18 protein-coding genes are annotated in these 20,547 nt (G+C 40.8%); 2 read left to right on the plus strand and 16 right to left on the minus strand.

Going from position 1 to position 20,547, the window contains the following annotated elements; genetic code table 11:
* Nucleotides 1–61 precede the first annotated feature (61 nt).
* Nucleotides 62–979 carry a hypothetical protein gene (locus AACU98_RS03595; RefSeq protein WP_161735503.1) on the minus strand — a complete coding sequence of 306 codons (918 nt, stop codon included), beginning with the start codon at nucleotides 977–979 and terminating at the stop codon, nucleotides 62–64.
* Between the two features lie 212 nt (nucleotides 980–1,191).
* On the minus strand, nucleotides 1,192–2,403 hold the full coding sequence (locus tag AACU98_RS03600) for a tyrosine-type recombinase/integrase (RefSeq protein ID WP_115286933.1): 1,212 nt from the start codon (nucleotides 2,401–2,403) through the stop codon (nucleotides 1,192–1,194).
* A gap of 384 nt (nucleotides 2,404–2,787) precedes the next feature.
* Here AACU98_RS03600 and AACU98_RS03605 point away from each other — a divergent pair, with 384 nt between their 5' ends.
* Nucleotides 2,788–3,018: a DNA polymerase III subunit theta gene (locus tag AACU98_RS03605; protein WP_161735505.1), complete on the plus strand. Its 231-nt coding sequence runs from the start codon at nucleotides 2,788–2,790 to the stop codon at nucleotides 3,016–3,018.
* A gap of 62 nt (nucleotides 3,019–3,080) precedes the next feature.
* Nucleotides 3,081–4,082: an acyltransferase gene (locus AACU98_RS03610; RefSeq protein WP_161735507.1), complete on the plus strand. Its 1,002-nt coding sequence runs from the start codon at nucleotides 3,081–3,083 to the stop codon at nucleotides 4,080–4,082.
* A gap of 29 nt (nucleotides 4,083–4,111) precedes the next feature.
* On the opposite strand, the gene AACU98_RS03615 is transcribed toward AACU98_RS03610, so the two are convergent.
* The 14 genes from AACU98_RS03615 to AACU98_RS03680 all read right to left on the minus strand — a co-directional run bounded on the left by AACU98_RS03615 (nucleotide 4,112) and on the right by AACU98_RS03680 (nucleotide 20,545).
* Nucleotides 4,112–6,331, minus strand: a complete 2,220-nt coding sequence (locus tag AACU98_RS03615) for a phage head-binding domain-containing protein (RefSeq protein ID WP_161735579.1) — start codon at nucleotides 6,329–6,331, stop codon at nucleotides 4,112–4,114.
* 159 nt (nucleotides 6,332–6,490) lie between these two features.
* Nucleotides 6,491–8,521, minus strand: coding sequence for a lytic transglycosylase domain-containing protein (locus AACU98_RS03620; RefSeq protein WP_161735509.1), 2,031 nt, complete (start codon nucleotides 8,519–8,521; stop codon nucleotides 6,491–6,493).
* Nucleotides 8,521–9,966, minus strand: a complete 1,446-nt coding sequence (locus AACU98_RS03625) for a phage DNA ejection protein (protein WP_161735511.1) — start codon at nucleotides 9,964–9,966, stop codon at nucleotides 8,521–8,523. Before AACU98_RS03625 ends, AACU98_RS03620 begins: the two co-directional genes overlap by 1 nt.
* Before the next feature lie 9 nt (nucleotides 9,967–9,975).
* Nucleotides 9,976–10,635, minus strand: a complete 660-nt coding sequence (locus AACU98_RS03630; RefSeq protein WP_001966786.1) for a hypothetical protein — start codon at nucleotides 10,633–10,635, stop codon at nucleotides 9,976–9,978.
* Nucleotides 10,629–11,090, minus strand: a complete 462-nt coding sequence (locus tag AACU98_RS03635; protein WP_161735513.1) for a DUF2824 family protein — start codon at nucleotides 11,088–11,090, stop codon at nucleotides 10,629–10,631. Before AACU98_RS03635 ends, AACU98_RS03630 begins: the two co-directional genes overlap by 7 nt.
* Nucleotides 11,090–11,788, minus strand: a complete 699-nt coding sequence (locus tag AACU98_RS03640) for a phage tail protein (protein ID WP_161735515.1) — start codon at nucleotides 11,786–11,788, stop codon at nucleotides 11,090–11,092. The genes AACU98_RS03635 and AACU98_RS03640 overlap by 1 nt, the downstream gene beginning before the upstream one ends.
* Nucleotides 11,788–13,569: a packaged DNA stabilization protein gene (locus AACU98_RS03645; RefSeq protein ID WP_337247564.1), complete on the minus strand. Its 1,782-nt coding sequence runs from the start codon at nucleotides 13,567–13,569 to the stop codon at nucleotides 11,788–11,790. Before AACU98_RS03645 ends, AACU98_RS03640 begins: the two co-directional genes overlap by 1 nt.
* Nucleotides 13,541–14,038, minus strand: a complete 498-nt coding sequence (locus tag AACU98_RS03650) for a packaged DNA stabilization gp4 family protein (protein WP_094960068.1) — start codon at nucleotides 14,036–14,038, stop codon at nucleotides 13,541–13,543. The genes AACU98_RS03645 and AACU98_RS03650 overlap by 29 nt, the downstream gene beginning before the upstream one ends.
* Nucleotides 14,016–14,225, minus strand: a complete 210-nt coding sequence (locus AACU98_RS03655) for a hypothetical protein (RefSeq protein WP_080047867.1) — start codon at nucleotides 14,223–14,225, stop codon at nucleotides 14,016–14,018. Before AACU98_RS03655 ends, AACU98_RS03650 begins: the two co-directional genes overlap by 23 nt.
* 52 nt (nucleotides 14,226–14,277) lie before the next feature.
* On the minus strand, nucleotides 14,278–15,561 hold the full coding sequence (locus AACU98_RS03660) for a P22 phage major capsid protein family protein (RefSeq protein ID WP_161735517.1): 1,284 nt from the start codon (nucleotides 15,559–15,561) through the stop codon (nucleotides 14,278–14,280).
* A complete protein-coding gene (locus AACU98_RS03665) occupies nucleotides 15,561–16,475 on the minus strand; it encodes a scaffolding protein (RefSeq protein WP_049220815.1) in 915 nt (304 codons plus the stop codon). Before AACU98_RS03665 ends, AACU98_RS03660 begins: the two co-directional genes overlap by 1 nt.
* Nucleotides 16,476–16,489: 14 nt before the next feature.
* Complete coding sequence (locus tag AACU98_RS03670) at nucleotides 16,490–18,580, minus strand: portal protein (RefSeq protein WP_161735519.1); 2,091 nt, start codon at nucleotides 18,578–18,580, stop codon at nucleotides 16,490–16,492.
* Between the two features lie 2 nt (nucleotides 18,581–18,582).
* On the minus strand, nucleotides 18,583–20,079 hold the full coding sequence (locus AACU98_RS03675) for a terminase large subunit (protein WP_112842889.1): 1,497 nt from the start codon (nucleotides 20,077–20,079) through the stop codon (nucleotides 18,583–18,585).
* The gene (locus AACU98_RS03680; protein WP_161735521.1) at nucleotides 20,054–20,545 is read right to left on the minus strand and encodes a DNA-packaging protein; all 492 of its coding nucleotides are present in this window, start codon (nucleotides 20,543–20,545) and stop codon (nucleotides 20,054–20,056) included. The genes AACU98_RS03675 and AACU98_RS03680 overlap by 26 nt, the downstream gene beginning before the upstream one ends.
* Between the last annotated feature and the right edge of the window lie 2 nt (nucleotides 20,546–20,547).

The raw sequence follows: 20,547 nt of genomic DNA on the forward strand, positions 1-20,547 counted from the left end.
ATAATATTGATATAAACCGCTTAAGGTATACCTAAAGCGGTTACGGTATACCTTAAGCGGTTTATTTTGGTCTGAAACTAGAATTTCTTAACCAATCTTTAATCGTTTTCGCTTTGGGAGAATCGTTATACAATGATTTGCATTTATCGTGTACTAATAAACTCATTTCCTCTAATGAGAGTGATGGATTCTCCCCCCATTTAAGCTCCGCTTCTTTTAAGCAATAGGTCTTTCTTAAATGCTCTCTTCTCCCCCCCTTTGATCCAAGTCTTTTAGGGGCACTTTTTCCTATCTTATAGGCATGCTCAAGCGACAACGTATGATAAAAGCATAGTTTAGCTAACTCTTTGGCTAAAAGGTGTTCTTTGTTTTTTAAATGCAAAACTATTTGATAAACTATTGGCTTGAATACATTAACTGGTAGCCCTAGTAGATTAACCATATCGATTGTAGATTGTTCTAGACGAGAGTAATAATCTTCATATCCAGTAATCGGTTTCTTTTTTAAGAATGAAATTAATACTTCATCAGACGGCGGAATCTCTTTAATAAAATATTTATTAATCACTAATAAAAAATATCTACTACCTTCATCAATAAAATCATCATCAAAGGTCTTATAAATCAACCCAGCATCATTATATTTTGATGATAATTCTTTAAAATAATTAGCTAATTCAAATAATTTATGCTGATCATTTCTTGATAATTCAGCAAGTTTTTTTAATTCATCAATCATCAAACAAAGATTCTGATTACCTGACTGTCTGATTTCTACTTCTGCAAATTCAATTATCTTAAAAAATAGGTCAGTAATATCAATATGATCATCTTCAACAAATTTAATGAATCCATTGAGTAAAAAATAGTCAATTTCAGTTTTACTCACAGATGGTAATATTTCAAGTAGCATTTCTTTCTTCGATTTATCAGAAACCATACTCTTTAGCATCGTAAAAGAATTATAATTATTATCCATTTTGCTACCTCACGCCCTCTTTTGATAGGAGCTATGCCGGCTAGTAGAGGTGTACTAGTTTTCGGAGATCAGCCTAGGCATAGCTTTATTCTTTATAGTCTATGCAAGTCTACTACAGTCTATAATTACTGTCTATTTGTCCAGTCATGATTATTTTAGGCACAAAAAAACCAGACCTTTAATAGTCTGGTCTGTATGTGCCTGCTGGTGGGTTAAGCACGTTTAAAGTTACCGTGCACAACATTATCCCCGTTCTCTAAAGTATCCATATAATCAGCGTACCATTGAAGCATTTCTCTACGGCCATCAATATACTGAGCATGGTTATACGTTCCACGAATAGAGTTTTTATCAACGTGTGCAAGTTGAGTCTCAATCCATGCAGTGTTATAGCCTTGTTCGTGTAGGATGGTGCTCATTGTATGTCTGAATCCGTGACCTGTGGCTCTACCATCATAACCAATACGCTTGATAACCTGATTTATGGCCGCTTCACTCATTGGTTTAGAAGCATCATTCCTACCATGAAAGATATACTTAAACTTTCCTGTTATGGTTTGTATTTCTTTGAATAATTCTAAGGCCTGTGTAGATAATGGCACCATGTGAGGGCGACGCATTTTCATACGTTCTTTTGGAATTTCCCAAATAGCTTTATCAAAATCAATTTCTGACCATTCAGCAGCTCTAAGCTCAATAGTACGAACACCTGTTATCATTAATAGCTTTGTCGCAATCTGAGTGATCTTACTTCCACTACATACAGATAGTGCCTGTAAAAACTCAGGTAACTCATTCACATTTAAGTGAGGAAAATGCTTAGCTTTTGGAGTAGACAGTGCGCCGGCTAATTCTGATGCGGGATTATACTCAGCCCGTCCTGTCACAATTGCATAGCGGAATACTTGGTTACATGCCTGCCTTATCTTTTTAAGCTTATCCAACACGCCGCGTTTTTCTAACTTCCGAAGCACTTCTAACATATCTAACGGTTTAATTTCCGTAATGCTAACTTTACCAATATAAGGAAAGATATCTTTCTGGAAGGCTTCTAGTAAATCATCCGCATAACCTTTTGACCAATTCGGCTTTTTATAGTCATGCCATTCAAGCGTAATTTTTTCAAAGCTATTATTTACTTGAGATTCTTTCTCTCTCTTTTCTGCTTTCTTAACTAAAGATGGATCATCACCTAACGCTAATATGCGCTTGGCTTCTTCTCTCTTCGCCCTAGCTTGTGCGAGTGATATTGATGGGTATACACCGAAAGCCAGCCTTTTCTCTTTACCAGCATATCTATATTTCATACGCCAATACTTAGAACCATTCGGAGCAACTTCTAAATACATGCCCCCTCCGTCAGAAAGTTTATAAGCTTTCTCTTTTGGCTTGGAAGTCTCTACTTGTCTGGCTGTTAGCTTCATCTGGGGGCACCAATTTTCATTGAACGGGGTAATGCCCCCAATTATGCCCCCACATATATGTAGATTTCAATAGACGTAACTAGACCTTGAAATACTAGGAATTCTTGTAATAGCTGATTTTATAAGGGTTTTATGGACTGTTGTAGACGTTGAAATACTTGAGAATGGTACGCCCTACAGGATTCGAACCTGTGACCTACGGCTTAGAAGAGCGTAGAATTATGCTTTAATATCAACTAAATACAGTCTCACCAAGCGTTCACACGTCCCACCTTACCTAAAGTTACTTGAAGTTGTCTTATGCTACTTCATGTTGCTTGTCCCAAATCCGTCCCATTAATTCCCCCACCTTGCTATACTCTCCAAAAACTAACCGGATCCATTATGAACCTCGCAAACCTAACTCAAGAAGAAAAAGATAAAATCAACGTCGATTTAGCTGCAAGCGGTGTCGCATATAAAGAACGCCTCAATATGCCAGTTGTTGCGTCCGAAGTTGAACGACAACAACCAGCACATTTGAGAGCGTACTTTAATGAACGATTAGCGTTTTATCGTGAGAGAAGTAAGAAACTGCCAGATGGAAAATCGGTGCAGTATTTGAAGGTTGAGTAATAATTGAAAATATCAATAAATAATTTATGATCACCAAATCAAGAAATTCCGTTGGGACTTATATGAAAAATAGAATTATTTGGATAGATTACATCAGAGCTATTGCCTGTGTACTAGTAATAGTACTACATACGTCTTCATTTTATATAAACAATTATGGGAAAATATCTACATTAAACTGGGAAGTGGCAAACCTGTTTGATTCATTCTCAAGAATGTGTGTTCCTTTATTTTTTATGATTTCTGGATATTTTTTCTTTTCAGATAAAAAACCAAAAGCAAAAAATTTTCTAAGGTTAATTTTCTCGTTACTATTTTACAGCCTTATAGCTCTCATTTTTTACCTAACTACAAAAAAAGTGTTTCCAAACTCATCATATGATGAGTTTAATTTCTTCTCATCACCGTCATTTTATCACTTATGGTTCTTTTACCCATTAATAGTGATCTATGCAATCTCATACATAATCAGTTGTAGAGTTGTAAGTAATAAAGGGTTAATTTTATCTCTATTCTTTATTTTCATAATTGCAAATCCAGAAACGGCAAACCTCATTAAATTTACAACTGGTTTAGATGTGAGTTTATTCCTAATGATAGATGGGCAATTTTTCTACTTGTTCTTCTATGCTGTGATTGGTGGCGCACTAAGCAAAATAAAAATTATTAGCATGAGTGTAACATCACTTATTTTAATTATTGTTCTTGCAACTCTATCTATTTTCTACCTGAACTCCCTATCATTTAACATGGGATTGAATAAGCAGTTCGATTTCTACTCTTACACCTCACCACTTGTTTTCCTTTTGTCGATAACGGCATTTATTTTGTTAATGAAGATAGGATTTGAGAAACAAAATAGAATTATTTCTTTAATATCGTCAAATTCATTAGCTATATTTGGCATACACGCGTTTATATTAGCTGTAATCAAAAAGCTCCTGCCGTACCAAAATATGAGCGCTATAATCATGATCCCAACTATAACTATTATAGTATTATTTTCTAGTTTAGTATTCTCTCTTGTTGTTAAGAAGATTGATAGGAAAAGTTTTGTGTCTTAAAGAAAATAGCGCCCTCTTGGGCGCTGTTATTAAGAAATGTTTATACTGGTATCGTCACCACCAATGACACTATTTTCGATATCAGAAGCTCTTCTTCTGCGACTGATGTTTAATGTTGCTATCTTTCCTTGCTCTTGGCTTTGAGCATAATATTCACTAGGAGCAACCCCTCTAGCATCAGTATAACACTCATCAAAAAAAGCTGTCGCATTCCTGCCTTGACCAGAAATGCAGGATAATGTACCTGAGTAGGGTTTAGATGATAATTCGTTAGCTGCAATTGATGATAGTCGATACCCATAGGATCTAGCGCCAAATGCTATCGTTGCGTTTCCTGCGTATGAGTAATGCAAGTCAACATCTTTCATATATAAAACACAGTCTTCATGTGGCGATACCCCATCGTCACCTGAATGATACGCGCCTCCGCCAACAATATTCATAATTCCAGCGCTATGAGCGTTAAAACCGTCATTATTCACACTGAATGATTTACAGTTAATTAACTCGGAATCGATATTGCTGGTAGCGAACCCATTACCAGTGTAACTACCATGAACTTCGCAGTTGTGTAATGATAGCAATCCACCACCTCTCTTAAATGGCAGGTAAGTTCCAGAATTAGCACGTACAGGATTATCCTTGCACCCATAAAAACGAACCCCATGCATCGAGCAGACAACGCTAGACTCAATATTTAGCCCATAATCAGATTCAGAGATAAAGATATAAGCGGTATCGTTCTCCTTACCAAATGACCAATAAATGGTTTTATTTTCCCAATCATACCAGTAGCTAAAATCAGTACTTAACACAAGTGACTTAGATCCAACTTGCTTAAGCTTGTAACTTCTCATTGATTTAGTTTTCCAGATAGGCACCTCTACCCCAAGGTAAGGCTGTTTAGTTCCATTCTGAACCCCAAGATCAGGATTGGTTTTCCAATCGTAAGGGGCGCTAAAGGTATATCTTGGCGATGATTGTATTTGCACCCAACTATCCGTGGATGGATATTGACCAAGATAAATATCCGCATATCCTCCAATAGAAATAATTCTTGTTGGTGAATTAATAAGGAAAGCCTGCGATATTCCACCTTCTTTATATTCTCCCGCAGTTACTTGAATCTCCTTAATATTAGCCATAAATGATGGTCGAATAACATTATAGGCAAATTTAAGTCCAAAATTATCCCCTTTGTATCTATCTGCACCATCTGGGGAAATTTTGAGTATTCCTGATGATTTTAATCTTGAAACATTTCTATCAATTTGTAATCGCTGAGCGAATTCATTGTTAAAGTTGATATTTTTAGTTGATGTTCCAGATGGCTTCCAATCATCACTACTACCAATAAAATCAAATTGCGTTCTAGCGATCACTGATCCAGACTGCTTTACAATGATTTTTAATATTTTTTGCGTTGAGGTTGAGTTAGGTTGATTTCTATAACTAAACGCTAAGTAATCTTTTGTTAACGAGCTAATATCTAACCTGACGTGCAACTTATCATCAGACTGATTAATAATATCAGCGCCTGATGGAATATTTATATAACCACTACGATCTAGGTTGTCGCACCCGCCGTACACAACATGAGTTGCTGCTTGTGATGTATTAACTTTTGACGCCAAATCTCCATGTATATAAACATCAATATCATCTGATTTGTTTACCTTGACAATCAACTCAACAAATTCATTAAGTGAGTTATTTTTCCCTAAAATAAGCTCACTAGTATTAATTGATGGATTGGAAGCTATCGATGTAGGTATGTTAATTTTAGGGATAGAAGATAATCCTAATAAAAACTTTTCATTTAACCTGCTCAGATTGTCTTGTACTGTTCCTGATGGCTTTGCACCAATCATTTCAGCTCCATTTTCCGATGATAACTCATCAAGGAATCTTTTCTCAAACTGGTCTGGGTCATACTTCAATACATTTGGGTAATAGAATTGTTGCACACCGTAACTGTCATACACTGCCATGCTGTGACCTTCAACTGTCACAAATTTAGCGATTTGTCCATTGTAAACAGGAAAACCAGCTTGATTTATGGAGATTGGTTGAGTGGCTTTAAGTAAGCCACCATTTTCTTTCTCAACATAAACCTGAATTTGATTTTCAGGCAGTGTTGGATCAGTATCTATTTTACCAATAAAAATCTTACCGTTGCTCGCCGCTTGGAACTTCCTAGCGAGAGTAAATAATTGTGACGGCATGCTGACGACAATATTTGGAATCATTTCTTTTTCCTTTAAATAACCGAACGCTTTAACCCCAAACAAAGAGGTTAAAGTTCCTGTAAATAATTTAGATATTAATTGCCTTCTATTCATCACAATCCCAACGTAAATAAAATTTATTATTTATATTATATTGTAATGAATAGATATATGAAGCGATCAGTCTCGTAATTCAGCCTGCGAACCAGCACTTAAACTTTGTGATATTGTAGAGACTGCCTTTTCGAACTTACTTGTTCCTGCTGGAGTTCCTGCTAGTCTCATTACAGCCTCTCTAACTGGTTTACTTTCATAGATGCGAGCTAGTGCGCCATAAGTTCCAGCGCCAATTGCAGTTGATGGTTTTATGGCTGCACCTAAACCAAGTATGAAAGGAATTGCTTGCTGACCAGTAGGCGTTGTGACACCAGCTTTTGCGGCTTGTTTTGTTGCTTCTAAATACTTCTTCAAGCCATTTATATAAATAGCATCTTGACCTCTAAATGCTATCCCTGTTTGGTTTGACATGATATTTAGTTGCCTCAAGAACTGATCTGGAGAATCACCAGCTTTCTCAATTGCTTTACCAATAATGGCATTCCTCATTTGAGCACGACCTCGGGTGTCAACTGAGTTATATAAACTCCTAATTTCAGATCTGTTTTTGCTAAATAAAATATTATTAACTACCTCTGGCGTTAAATCACCTTTGGTTAAGATGTTCTTCAATCGAGTATTTAATATTTTATTTGCTTCATCTGCATAGATAGCATTGGCTTGGTTATATTTACGTAAAGTATCAGCGCCTAAGTTTGTTGATATTGCATCACTAGCATCATCAGACATGGCTTTATAAACTCTATTTATCGCAGCGTCAGAGCGATTAGGCATAGCTATTCTCTCACCCTTAACGTCTTGTCTAAATTGAGTCCTTAAATCTCGTAATTGAGAAATATCAACGTTACCAGATGCAAGCTCATTCCTGTAAGACTGCAATTTTGAGATGGTCTGTGTGTCAGCAACCTCACCAAGTTTAGATAATTTAGATATTTCGCTATCAATCTGATTTATTGCTCGGTTAGGTGTGATAGGCACACCAGATAACGCATTCTGGATTGACTCTAACCTTTCGCCAGCCGCCTGTTTTATTGTTGATGTTTTTCGCTTTAAACTCTCAACAACTTGGCTAGGATCGTACTCGCCAAACCTGTCTGCGAAATCACGAACAAGTTTACTCCTCGCCTCTTGTTGATTTGAACGTAAACCTGCCGTACCAGCAAAAGGAATATTCTCAGCAGCCCCTTGAGCTAACCTTCCAGTTTTTGATTGTGGAGGTACAACGTCAGTTGTGTATAAAGGAACATTATTCTGCTTAGCGAATTCTGACAGCTCAGATGCCTCTTGAGTTGGCTTACCAGTTGCTACTCGATAGCCACTATTAACAAGTTTCTCTGCTGCTTTAAACCCACCTCCAAGCCCTGCTGATAATGCTGTTTGTAGCGGGTTAATATCACCCCCGCCAGCCATGTTTACTGATGATTGTAGGGCCAAGTCTGTTCCTGCTGATTTTGCGGTAGCGCCTAGTACAGTTGATGCTCTACCCGCTGGAGTGAATGCGGCCGCGTTCGCGATAAACGGCATGATATCTTCAGCTGATAGACCAGGCTTATTTAATGCATATCGGCCAGATGGTAAGTCAACTAACAGGTTCCCCTTTTCATCTTGAGATACCTTACCCCCCATATTACCTATCACCTTTACAAAGTCGTTGTCGTTGCCGAACATTTGTACCCAAGCCGCTTTCATTGCATCAGTATTAAATGCATTCATTTCTGGCGAAGACATGATCCCCTCTAGTCCTTGAACTTCAGGAGTCATTTTGCTTTCACCAGTAAAAGCATCTATCACATTTTCACGGAACCCTTTAGCATCATCAGACGATTTCTGTAAACCTTGAGAAAGATTCTGATTGGTTTGCTTCATGCCGGAGATATAACTATTTTCTGGCTGTGCTGGTTGGGTTTCTTGTTCTTGCTGAGGTTGAGGAGGCGGATATGCCTTATAAAACTGTTGCTTTGCATTATCTATATCATTACCAACATTAGGAGCGACCACATCATTAAAATATTGCTCTTGCGCTTCTGCTTTTTGTTCGCTAGATAGTGACTGGTACTGAGGTGATGCGATCACCTCTTTCCATGGTTTGGCCATTAATCACCCCATAATGAAGAATATCCGCTTTGATTACTGCTAGCCGGTTGCTGTGTTGCTTGCTTATTTGACGGTGCGCCTAGGTTAGCATTATTTCTTGCGTTGTAATCTTGCGTGTATTTATTAATAATCTTGATAGAGTTTCTTAATGCCTGTGGTGTTGAAAAATCAAGCTGAGGCATAGATTGGAAATACATTTTAGCTTCATCAACAGTATTAATACCGCTAGCACCCATAGCTCTTGCTGCACCAATACCTTGGTTTTGCATGTATCCTTGTATTCTTTGAGCCGAATTATATAAAGGTCTAGCGTCCTTGTTTAATGTCCTCGTTCCAATATCAGCTGTTAGAGGGTTAGAGCCAGTACCGCCTGTAATTCCTGTTATTGCATTCAATTGTTCATCTGTAGCATTGGCTAACATGGATAAATCGTCATTCATTAAGTTTTTACCCGCATTGCCAGAAGGATCGGAAACAGATGATAAAGCATTGACAGGAATGGTTACTACATTACCGTTAGCGTCGAACCCCTTGTAATATTTAGAGTCTCCTGCACCTTGAGCTTTAGGATCAATCATTACAGTTTGCCCATTGGATAACTGAGCCTGTTGTAATTCACTCTCTCCCCTACCTTTTAACGCTAAAAACTGCTTACGTTTTTCAGGGGTAAGAGATACCATGTACTCGTACTCTTGCACAGATGCAGGCTTACTTCCTGAAGAGTTAGCTGACCTAATAGAGTTTTGAGCGGAGATATTCTGCCCTCTAATTTGTATTTGATGACCTTCTCGTGTCAACGCTTCACTGGCTTGATTACTACGCACTGTCTCGGAAAGCTTATCTCTATCAATAGAACGACCTTCGATTTTATCCTGAATATCAAAATACTTATCAGGGCCTAATGCAGACATGCCGATATGGTCAGCTAACTCTATAGCCCCTTTGGGGTTTTCATTTGCCATTGCCAGAGCCTGCTGAGGGTCAATACCTAATCGTCTTAACTCATCAGCGTTTTTACGGATGTAATCAGTAGCATTACCACTATTAATAGCCATCCGGTAGCCAGATGCTATGTTTCCTAAAGATTCCCTGACATCCTCTGATATTCCCTGCATACCTGAGGTTATTTTCTCAGCCTGATCTGGATATATGGCCATCAACTGCCTCATAGCGTCTCTATCTCCAGACGCGTACGCCTTACCCCACAAAGATTGGAATTCCTTATCTCTCTCCTGAGCTTGCTGTTGCTTGTACATTTCACCAAGCCCACCAAGCCCTTGAGCTAACTGCAACCCGATATTATTAGCTCCAGACCGTTGTAGGTCATTATTTTCTCGGATCATAGCAAGAGTTGCGTTTGCGTCACTTGCTTTGGGGGCATTAGTATTATTTAAACCAATACCGCCAAGAAATCCCCCTGATCCCTGCTGGTTCCATGTAGCCATATCATCACCTTAAAATAATGAACCAAGAACACCAAGACCACCACCTATTGCAGCGCCCCATGGACCACCAATAGCCATGCCGGCAGTAGCACCACCTAATCCACCCATAATTCCTTGTTGCATAGATGAAGGACGGTTAGCCATGGCCGCTTGAGCAGCTGCATTCTGTTGTAGTAACTGCCCTGTATTATTGGCGTAACTCTGACCTACGTTTGCCTGCCCTTGCAATGCGCCTAGACCAATATTCGCCAGATTCTGATAGTTGTTCATTTGGTCAGCCAACCAACCTTGACCAAGCGTAGGAGCGATAGATGCAAGTTGATTGCTTGTTGCTGTTGAGCCTAACCCACCGGTAGCTTCTGCACTGGATAATTGCTGGTATCTGGCTTGGTTTGCTAAATCATTAAACTGTTGAGAATTGTAGTATTGGTTTAGTGCGTTTCCTTGCCCTTCTAATGTTGACAGGTTTTGCATTTGTCCAATGTACTGTTGCGCCATAGGTGTAAGAGGCGCCAAGTTATTCATGGTTGTCTGCCATATTTCACGCTGTAACGCTGTGGCTTCACGAGTCGCATCAGCTTGAGCGCCCGCACCACCATCACCGCCCCCTTTCATATATCCATGCATGGGTAGCAGTGAATTTCTGAATTTCTCTGAAATAATCAGCATTTAAATAACTCCTCGTACTGTTCGCGTTTTAGTTGATAAATGGTGACACCTACCGGTTTACCATTACTGATGTACGCATCATCTAAATGACCGACACGTGTAGCACCAAGCATTTTCACAATAACGCGACCGTATTTTGTGGTATCAGGAACCATAGTTACTGAGTTAGTGAATTGACTATTTTCCAGCAACCACTTGCAGAATAATTTGTGCGCATCAAAGGCGTATTTACCACGGAATCCAGCATCAAATATGGCGTGACACTCAACAACTGTATGCCAAAAATTACGTACCTCGAAAACACCAACCAACAGAATTCCTTCATAAATACCTAAGTAAAGCGCATCAGGTTTAATGAAATACTGATCATTGCTATCAACGATATTCCCCGTGTTCGACTTATCATTTAAAAACTCAGATAGCCGAATGGGGTTATCAATAATTTTAATTTCCATTAGTCTATTAATCCGTGTGAGCGAAGTGCATCTTCTAGCGCCTTGATTCGTTGCCTTGCCTCTACTAATCCATTAGCCAAAGTTTGTATTTCTGACCGTGTGTAATCGGCGCTGAATGAGTAGGATTGGTTAGCATTAAACGAGCCTTTAAATGCCGTACCCGTTGCTGATGTAAAGCCAGTAACACGAGAGCCAACAACTTTAGTTCCGTTTACTGAGTAGGATGTTGAAACATCGATGGGCGATAAAAGCTTTTGTTTTTCTGTTTTGCTGAGAGAAACGTAATCAACTTTAATTTCAGATATTCTTCCATCAAGGTCTTGTATCTTTATTTTCAGCCCATCAATGTCTTGCTCAACGTTAAGGACCCTTGCCTCTAACTTAGATAAATCCTCTTCCGTTTTTGTGATTCTCTCTTCATGATTTGCTAGCTGAATACCATGCTCAACAATTGTTTGTTCGGCTTCACCAAGTCTTTCCTCATGATCTTCAAGAACAACATCTTGCTCATCATTCCTCTTTTGAGCATCAAAAGCCTCAGCGCCAGCCTCATTTGCACGACCAGCTACCTTTGCCATATCATCAGCACCACTCAACACTATACGTCGATAGGCTTCGCTAAAGTTATCAGGTAGGATATTTGGAACAATATAAGAGGCTTGAATTTCTATGGGGGTAGAAAGGTTTTCATTTGCCATTATTCAACCCTCATAGACAGATCACTCAGCGTTACAGGTGACTTAGTGATAACGCGAACTTTAAACCCTATGTTCTTTCTCACTCTTCCTACTCGGCGCCACAAAACACGTCGGTCATATTGGAATGGTGAGTTCTGTTCAATCATTTGCTCTCGACCAAAGTTAATGCCATCAGCCGTTGCCGACAAAAATAAACGATCAGCAATTTGAGCGACACCCGTTGATGCCTCAAGCTCTAAATCGAACACCCTTGCGTTATCGGCTTTAGCCATAGGCGTGTATAAAATATGCTCTACTTGCTTGTCATACTGAGATGATTTATTGAAAGCAAGATTACCAACAATCCCCTCGGCTTTATCCGCAACAGTGATCTGATTACCTTCGTACATAAAATCAATTGCACGATAGGTTTCTTCATACAGTCCAGACTTTAGAATGCACCACTGCGGATATTGCTGACTGCCTGCTGCGTCAAAGCAAAGCGTGTGACGCTGTAAGTGAACAATGAGTAACTCATGACCATCAAATCGAATAGACTCAAGAACCGCATGTGATAACTCGTCTGACGTATAGCTACGAATGATCTTATCAACACTTGCTGTGGAAATTTGGCTAGCCGTTCCAGCACCAAGAATATAAATAGAAGGCGCGCCGTTTGCAGGGTTACTGATGAATGCGAATGATTCTCCAAACTTACACTTAGCATCACGACCAGCAATACCCATCTGAACAAAATAAGATGGTTGTGACGCATATATTACTTGTGACGCACTCGTTGAACCGGTAATTGTGAAGTATTCGATAGTTGAAGAACCAAAGCAAAGCACCATATCACGCCAAGAATCGATAGCAATGATGCCGTCAGGTTGAGATTCAGCGGTGTAAAATGGACGATAGCGATCAGGTTTAGACTCATCTTCTAAGTCAGTAACTCCGAACCTTTCACCTCCTTTCTGTAACCAAATATAACGCCCTCGGTTACGAGCAACATCAACAACGTCACCTAATTCGTATTGAGGGTATTTTTCGACTACCTCTAGTACCTCTTGTGTCATTATAAATTCAGTAACGTCTTTGGCTGTTTGCTCGCTAGATTTAGCAAGGTTCATTTTATACGTGACTGTAATTTTACCACCTGCACGCTTAACACCTTCTACAAGAACATCAGTAAGATAAGGCTTATCATCTTCTTCCTGCTGAGATAATTTAACGCCTACCATTTGCTCAGTGATAAGCATCTCATTACCGGTTTTACCATCAGAAGTTTTAGGCGTGATTTTTAACGTTAAGAACCCATCCAGATCATTCTTTGTGAGTGGTACAAAATCATCATTACCTTCTTTGTGAGTCCATTTTTTAACGTCACGTTTATAGCCTTCGGTAATTACCTCTTCTTCAGGCCAGTTAGATAATTCTTTAACCTCACCGTCATAGCGATAGAGTTTTAACTTACCGCCTGACGCCACTGCTTGACTGTAACCCGAGTGCGCCATGGTAACCCTGTCTTTACCTTGAATGTCAGCAATAGCATTCTGTCCACGATAAAGCTTATTACCACACACGCGATAGACCGTGTTGTTTTTCGTGTTGTACTGGACACCACGAGACACACCATCAACACTATGACGCTTTTCTAATGCAGGGAACGAACGCAAATAACCGGACGCATTCAATACTTCTTTCGGTGTGGCCAACATATTAACCGGAAGACCGTCAATGTAATCTGCTGTGTGCGGGTCTTTTCGCAAACCTCTAGCAAGAGGTATCTGGATCCTTGGCATTTGGTTTTCTCCTGTGGAAGTATCGCTGACCAGTCATCGTTAATAATCGATTACCTGAGCCAATAGGGAAACCATCTGGATGATGAGATCTGGCATTTTTAGCTCTCTTTAACGCACAGCTTCGCATAAGTCTTTCTTTGCCGTATCTAGCAGTTGTAATAACCTTATCAAGCGGCGCAATTTGATAATCGGGAGCGATACGAGTAGCTAGGTTGTAGATAACTGCGTTGATGGCTTGCTTGTTTAACCCGTGTTCATCACCTTGATCGATAGGAGTGTCTTCATCAGCGAACTTATAGCCAGTATGAATTCCTGCACCATCTTCAAACCATTCGTACATCATTGATTCTAAATCAACTACGCCATCTTCTAATGACTGAGGCTCGATATCGGTTAATGTAGCATCGGAAGCAACGCCTAATTTACGTAACGCCGCTACAACTAACTCACCCTTCGTTGTGATCTGCATCTTTCACCGCCTTTTTCTTGGTAGCGGGTTTCTTTTCTGGTTCTGGCAGTTCCTGTGTATCATTTGGGTTTTTATGCCAACCATCATTTAGATAATCTTCAATTTCATCATCGTTAACAGTGACAATCTGAAGGTTCATACCCCAAACTTTCACATCACCATTAGCTTTATAAAGCATCGTTTTCATTGTCATCTCCAATAAAAAAAGGGAGCCGAAGCTCCCGAATAACAACGAGGGTTTATTTTTGACCTGTCAGCCCAACACCAACTGCTTCAGGTCGTTTGGTACATGCAGAATACCAAACGGCAATACGGCATTTGCCTTCCAGTGTTGAGATATCACCCTGATATGCAACAACGCCATTTAAACCAACAGAAGGAATGTTAAATGCCTCTGTCTTCATGCCACTAAACAGCGCATGGTTAAGTGGGATAGGTTGGGATAGCAGAGTGATTGAATCATCAGCCCAGAAGATGTTTGTCTTAGACGTTTTCACGTTAAGAACATTAATCGCAGCGCCATTTGCAAGAGATGTATTCACGTTAGCATATGCGCGTTGTTCTGGTTTTAAATCTGCATCATCAAGCGCAATCGGCTTAGGCATAATGGTAATGTTGTTACCTTCAACACCAACAACAGCAAATGTTGCATCCTGAGTCAGTAAGTCTTTCGCCATTTGCGAGATGAACTTAACACCAGCAAAACTGATCTTATCACCGCGTTTAAATGCTGAACCGTCACTAACTTTAACTACTGCTGTGCGGTTATCAACGTTCTCACGGTTGCCGTCAACATCCTCCTTCCATGCTTCAGGTTTAAACTTCTGCGCGCCATCAACAGTAACACCAGTTGCTGTTCCAGCGGTTAGAGTTGGAAGCTTAGGTGAGCGAAGAACATCTTCAAAACCTGCAACTTGCTTTTGAATGGTTCCTGATTTATACGCTTCCTCTTGAATTCGTCCATATAAATCCTTACCCACCAAGTTATAACCAGCTTTGAGATAATCATCAGGGTTAAAGAAGTAACTCAATCCTTCATTGCGGTTTAACTCACGAGAGAAGATAAGAGATTCAGCCTGAGATACAAAACCCCAAGAATCTGCTCCATTAGATAAATCACCTGCATCAGCAATAACCAGTGAGGCAGTTTCTGCCGCCTGTTTAGCAATGGATGTTTCGACGTTATTTGCCAGCTTAAGTCCTGATGCACGAATACGACGACGTAACGACGTTTCATCACGAACATCATCAGCACGTAAACCGAAGAAATCGTTATCAGGAACGCCCATGTTACATTTAACAGACAATTCCAAGATGCCAGTTTCTTTATCTGTTAAATCCCACCCTTTCTGCGTTGGCGCTTCTTGCTCTACTGGCATCCAGATAGTGTTTTGTGAACGTTGCATATCACCGGCTGGAGGTGTGTATTTACCTACACGCTGAGCCATTGGACAGTTATTTTCGATAGTGTTTACTACTTCATCCACCATATAGGTGATGATTTGACCTTCATTTAAAGCCATTATTTTATTCCTTGTAATTTAGCCTTGATTGCGCGGTACTTTTGAACATCACCTTTACTTGCTGCATCATCCATTTGCTTTTGTAATGCCGCGACATTTGCCGCCGTAACATCACCGCTAATAGGCTCGTCAGCGGGTGGTGCAGATGAACGTTGTGTACCGCGAGGCTTGAGAGTTAAACGATCAGCTAATCGAGTGAGTTCGATAGTGACTTGAACTGGATTTTTGCTAAATAGATCTTGTGCTTTTTCAGGGTTTGCACCTAGGTAGTAAATGATAGCGGCTGATTTTTCGGGAAAGTTCTGCGCGATACCCTCATAAACACCTTGAGGTAACACTTGCAACGCTGAATCTTCCTTTTCCTGATAGTCAGGCAAGTTTAACTTCTCAGCCGCATCATAATGAGCCTTGATTGCATTAGCGATTTGTTGACCTTGCTGTGTGTATTCCTGAGTTTTACGACCCTGATCCGCCACAGCTTTACTTCTTGCATCTAAAGCCTTGTTTTGCCATTTCAGCAACTCAGCCTGAAACGCAGCGTTAGCCTTATGCGTGTCATAGTCATATTTACTAAGTGCCTCATCAGATAAAAAATCATCCAGTTTAGGCATTTCTGGTAGCTCAGGATTTACCCGCAAGTTTTCAGGAAGTTCGCCATTTTCAATTGCTGCTATCTGTTGCTCAATTTCTCGCTGACGCTTACGAGCTATGCGTTTCGCTGCTTGGATAGCATTATTGCTTGGTTTTCCTTCCTGTGGTTTCTCATCGTCTTTCAGGACAATCTCGAAGCCTTCCTCCTGTCCTGCTGCTGAGTTGGCATTTTCAGCAGACTGACTTTCTACGGATGCCGCCGCCTGATCGTCGGACAGGTTTAATTCTTCAGAGTTATTCTGAATTTCGGTGGTTGTACTCATGATATTTAACTCTCTTACATGGATTGAGGATTGTTCTCGACGTTATTGTCGGTAGGAATATTTTGTTGTTGCTGTTGTGCAACCTCGTTCAGAAGTTTAATTGCTTGCATCACTGCACCTTGCTTCAAGTCCTCAGCCTTAGCTAAGGTCAATGTAGTGTTTGCCTGTGATTCAAGCGCATTATTCTGAGCGGTAAATGCTTTGATTTGTGTTTCAGCCATGCGATTCTGTGCGTTAACCAGTTCGGCTTCTGCTTTCTTCTGCTCGGCTTGTGCTGCTACCATCATTGGATCTTGATTGCTTTGTGCTGCTTGCTGAGCTTCCATCAACCATTGTTGTTCTTCCTCGGTCTCTGGTTTCTTCAAGCCATTAACAATCAATTCCTTGTTGGCGTAATCTCTGATGTATTCGACCCCTTTACCTTCCATCATATTTGCATATGTCAGCATCATGACATTCCACATTGGATGCTCCACTGGAAACTTGGTGATAAGCTCGCCTATCTCAGCCCTAGCAGCATCTTTTTGTGATTGGAAAGATGGCCCTACATCAGTGAATGTTTCGTACTTGCCTCGGATATCATTGCGAACAATCATTTCACCTTTGCGGAAGTCTAATTCTTCTTGCATTAGCTCAATCTGATTCTCACCTCCATCTTCAGCAGTTGTTGTTACTGTTCGGTTGGTGTCGTATATCTCAGCCGCGATTGATGCGTAAATTTCACCATCACGGCGCATTGCGATAGCTAAGTTGTCCTGAAACACGTATGTTTCTAGGTCGATGCGACTATTGAGCTGATTAACGGTATCGAACGCCACTTGACCATTAGCTGCCTCAGTATCGACACCGACACGAGCAGTTGATTTAGCCGCCTCCGTTGCCACTTCTAGTAGTAATGCATCAGCCTGTGAAACCTCGGCATTCTCCATATAAGCAACGGGTGAAGGAGGTAGGTCATTATTATTTTCATCAGTACGGTTGAGTAGATAGTAAGGGTAATCGTCCTCACCGCTAAACATGTGTTCATACCCTGCTATCTGCTCAGGATAGAAAAACGGCTTTTTCTTAGGCGATTTAGCGGCCGTGTCAGCAGACTTGGATAAGATAAAGTTGCGTAGTCGTTGAGCATCCTTTGATAACCTAACCACGCCTTCGTATAGCTCGTTATCATCAAAGAATGACCACTCACCATACACGGGAACGATTGGAATATGCTCGCCAGCTATCGGCATTCTATCTTTCAAAATACCAGTGCTAGTGATGATTGACTTATAGACTCTGCGCTTTTTAACTTTACGCTCGCCTACTTTTTCATAACCAGCATCAGCCAGTTCATCAATCTTTTCTTTCGCTTCTTTTGCTGGGTACGTTTGGAGATCATTGGTTAGCGGGTCACGATAGACAAATACTAATTCTTTCTTTTCCTCAACTTCGTAATACTCAGCAACATGAATTGTCTTTCCATTCGACCAAGTGAAAAGTAAGTCATTGTTCGGTGATTGGAATGATGGTTGAATGCTAGGATCTAACCCGTATTGTTCTGCGAATTCTTCCCATCCATTAATATTCATTGCGTGAATGATGGTGCAATTCTTAGCGTCAGACTTATCCATTGCCTTAGCATTACAATCCCAGATAACGTGAGTGCAAGACTCATGCATTGGAACTCGTCGGATAATCTGATTATTACTGGTTGGGTTATCGTCCTCATACTCAGTAACTAAACGCCAAGCACCGTAACCACATTCGATTTGCTCTCTAACTGCCACGTTAACGGCAATCTTTGAGCTATTGTTTCGCATGTCAGTTCGATACATACCCATAAGAATATCGGCGGCATCGGCTGGCGCGTTATCCTTCGGTCGATAATGAACCTCAATAGGATTCTTGCGCATCTCAGCGACGAGCTTACGCACCATAGGGCGCACGACATCGAATTGTCCGCGATACTGCAATGTGACATAATTTTCCAGCCAGTCGTCCCACTGACTAACGCGACTAAAGAATAAATCGCTTCTCGCCTCCGTTCTGGCATTTTCAGATGCAGAGTAATCGAGGTCGAATTTGCGAAGTATTTTCTCAAGCCGCTCGTTTCTATCGACCATCTCTATCTCCTAATAGGTCTAATTGGGGCGGGAATTCTCTTTTCTTTAGGCTTTTTGATATCACGCAACTGCTTAGCGAAGCGCCTCATCATGTAGGCGTAGCGAACAGCATCAAGCACGTCGTCGTTTGTTTTGACTATCTTCCCGTTTTCATCACGGTGATATAGCCTGAACTCTTCAAAGAATGGCTCGCAGGTATTAAATACACGGAATCGGTTATCAAGCATCAGATCACGTAACTCATTAATGCCTGACTCAACTGAGTTGCCACCCTCTGCAAATGTTGCGTGCTCCTTCAGCATTAAGAAGCCAGCATCCGCATACTGAGTTTTTAGCTGCTCACCACCGCCTTTCTCGTGCTGATGACCATCATGAGGCCATGCCACAGGAACTTTATTAGCCCATGACTTAACAGCCCCCCACGCTTGAACTGCTGTGTTTTCCGATTTCTTCCACACTCTAGCGAGATAAAAGACATCCTCATCTTTATCCCACCACAACTGGATATGAGCCTGTGGGTGATTCCAGCCGAAATCCTGACCATCGATAACGTAAAAATGTTCAGGACATTCGAAAGGCTGGCACTTAATAGACTCTTCAGGTATTTGGTAAATTCGACCACTACCCATTGTTGGAATACCGCGAGCACGAGCCTCTCTTTCATGCTCTGGATATGAAGCGACAATTCGCTCTTTTTCTTCTTCGGTGTAGTGATCAGCATCATAGATAGTCATGTTGACTACTTTCTGAGCTTTAGATGGGTTCTTGAGAAACTTTTCTACTACCGTAGACATCCCCATTAAAGGGGTGAATGTTAGAATTGAAAACTGACCGTATTTGTTGGTGCGAGTGAGCCCTTCAGCGTAAATGGAATATGGCGGTTCCTCGTCGAACCACACACCATGTATTGTGTCACCCTGCCATCTAGCGCGCCCTTGCGAGTAAGGTTTGAAGTAGCAGATTGACATCCCATCTTCCACGCCTTCAGCATTGCGGTGTCGGATAAGTATGTGATCTACAAGATTTGGGTAAAACGGTGATTTCTTCCAGCTAATAACATCCTCTTTTGGAATTGAGCCATAACCTATTTCACCCGTTTCCTCCACACGCCCACACAAGATACGCTGAGTTGTTTTGGTTACTGTTTCGTTGGTTTCACCGCCAACCCACCACACATTAGGCTCAAGAAACCGCTTACCTTTCCACTCTCCTTTCCAAGCGCCATCTTCAGGGTAACCTTTAGTGCCTGGATATCTTCCGGTTAAGTGAAATGCAACCTCGGCACCACCTGTATATGACTTACCCAATTGGTTACCAGCCATAAAGCAACGCTCGAAATAATTACCACCTGCCTCAATAAATTCTCTTTGCTTGTCATAGGGAGAGTATTCAAATAAGCGGTGCGTTTTCCTGTACTCTTCCTCTTCTTCCAATAACTCAAGCAATTCGTATTGTTCGTCGTCGCTCAGGTTATCAAGTATCTGATCCAGATTTTCCACGGTTGAATAACTCCTTAATTCGAGAGCGTCGCTTGTCACGGTCTCCCTTATCTGGAGTTACATCCTCGACCTCTTGTTTGTCTTTGAGACCTAAATCACGAGCAATAATATTTGCATTCAGCAAGTCAGCGGCTGCGCCTGAGAATTTCTGATCGTAGATAACTTTCTCAGCTCGCGTAGTGACCTCGATAAAATCTTCTCTGTCTCGATACAGTCGCCATGTGTCCTCATGTATATCCAAGAACAAACAAAGCCCTGATAGCGTCATAGCTCGCATTTTAGGCAATGTCTCTTTAGTCACTGCCCCTTGGAATGCAAACGCCTTAGTTTCATGCAGTGGATTCTCTTCGACCCACTCGAAGTATTCGCAACAAGCGTTCCATAAATCATCAGGAGACTCGAATATGGGTTTTCTTCCGTGACTACTTCTAGCCTCCCAGAATCTATTTCCTTTTGGTGCTGCCATAT

Origin of the sequence: Proteus sp. G4380 (genome assembly GCF_963885725.1) — a bacterium.
GTDB classification, from domain to species: Bacteria; Pseudomonadota; Gammaproteobacteria; order Enterobacterales; family Enterobacteriaceae; genus Proteus; species Proteus mirabilis.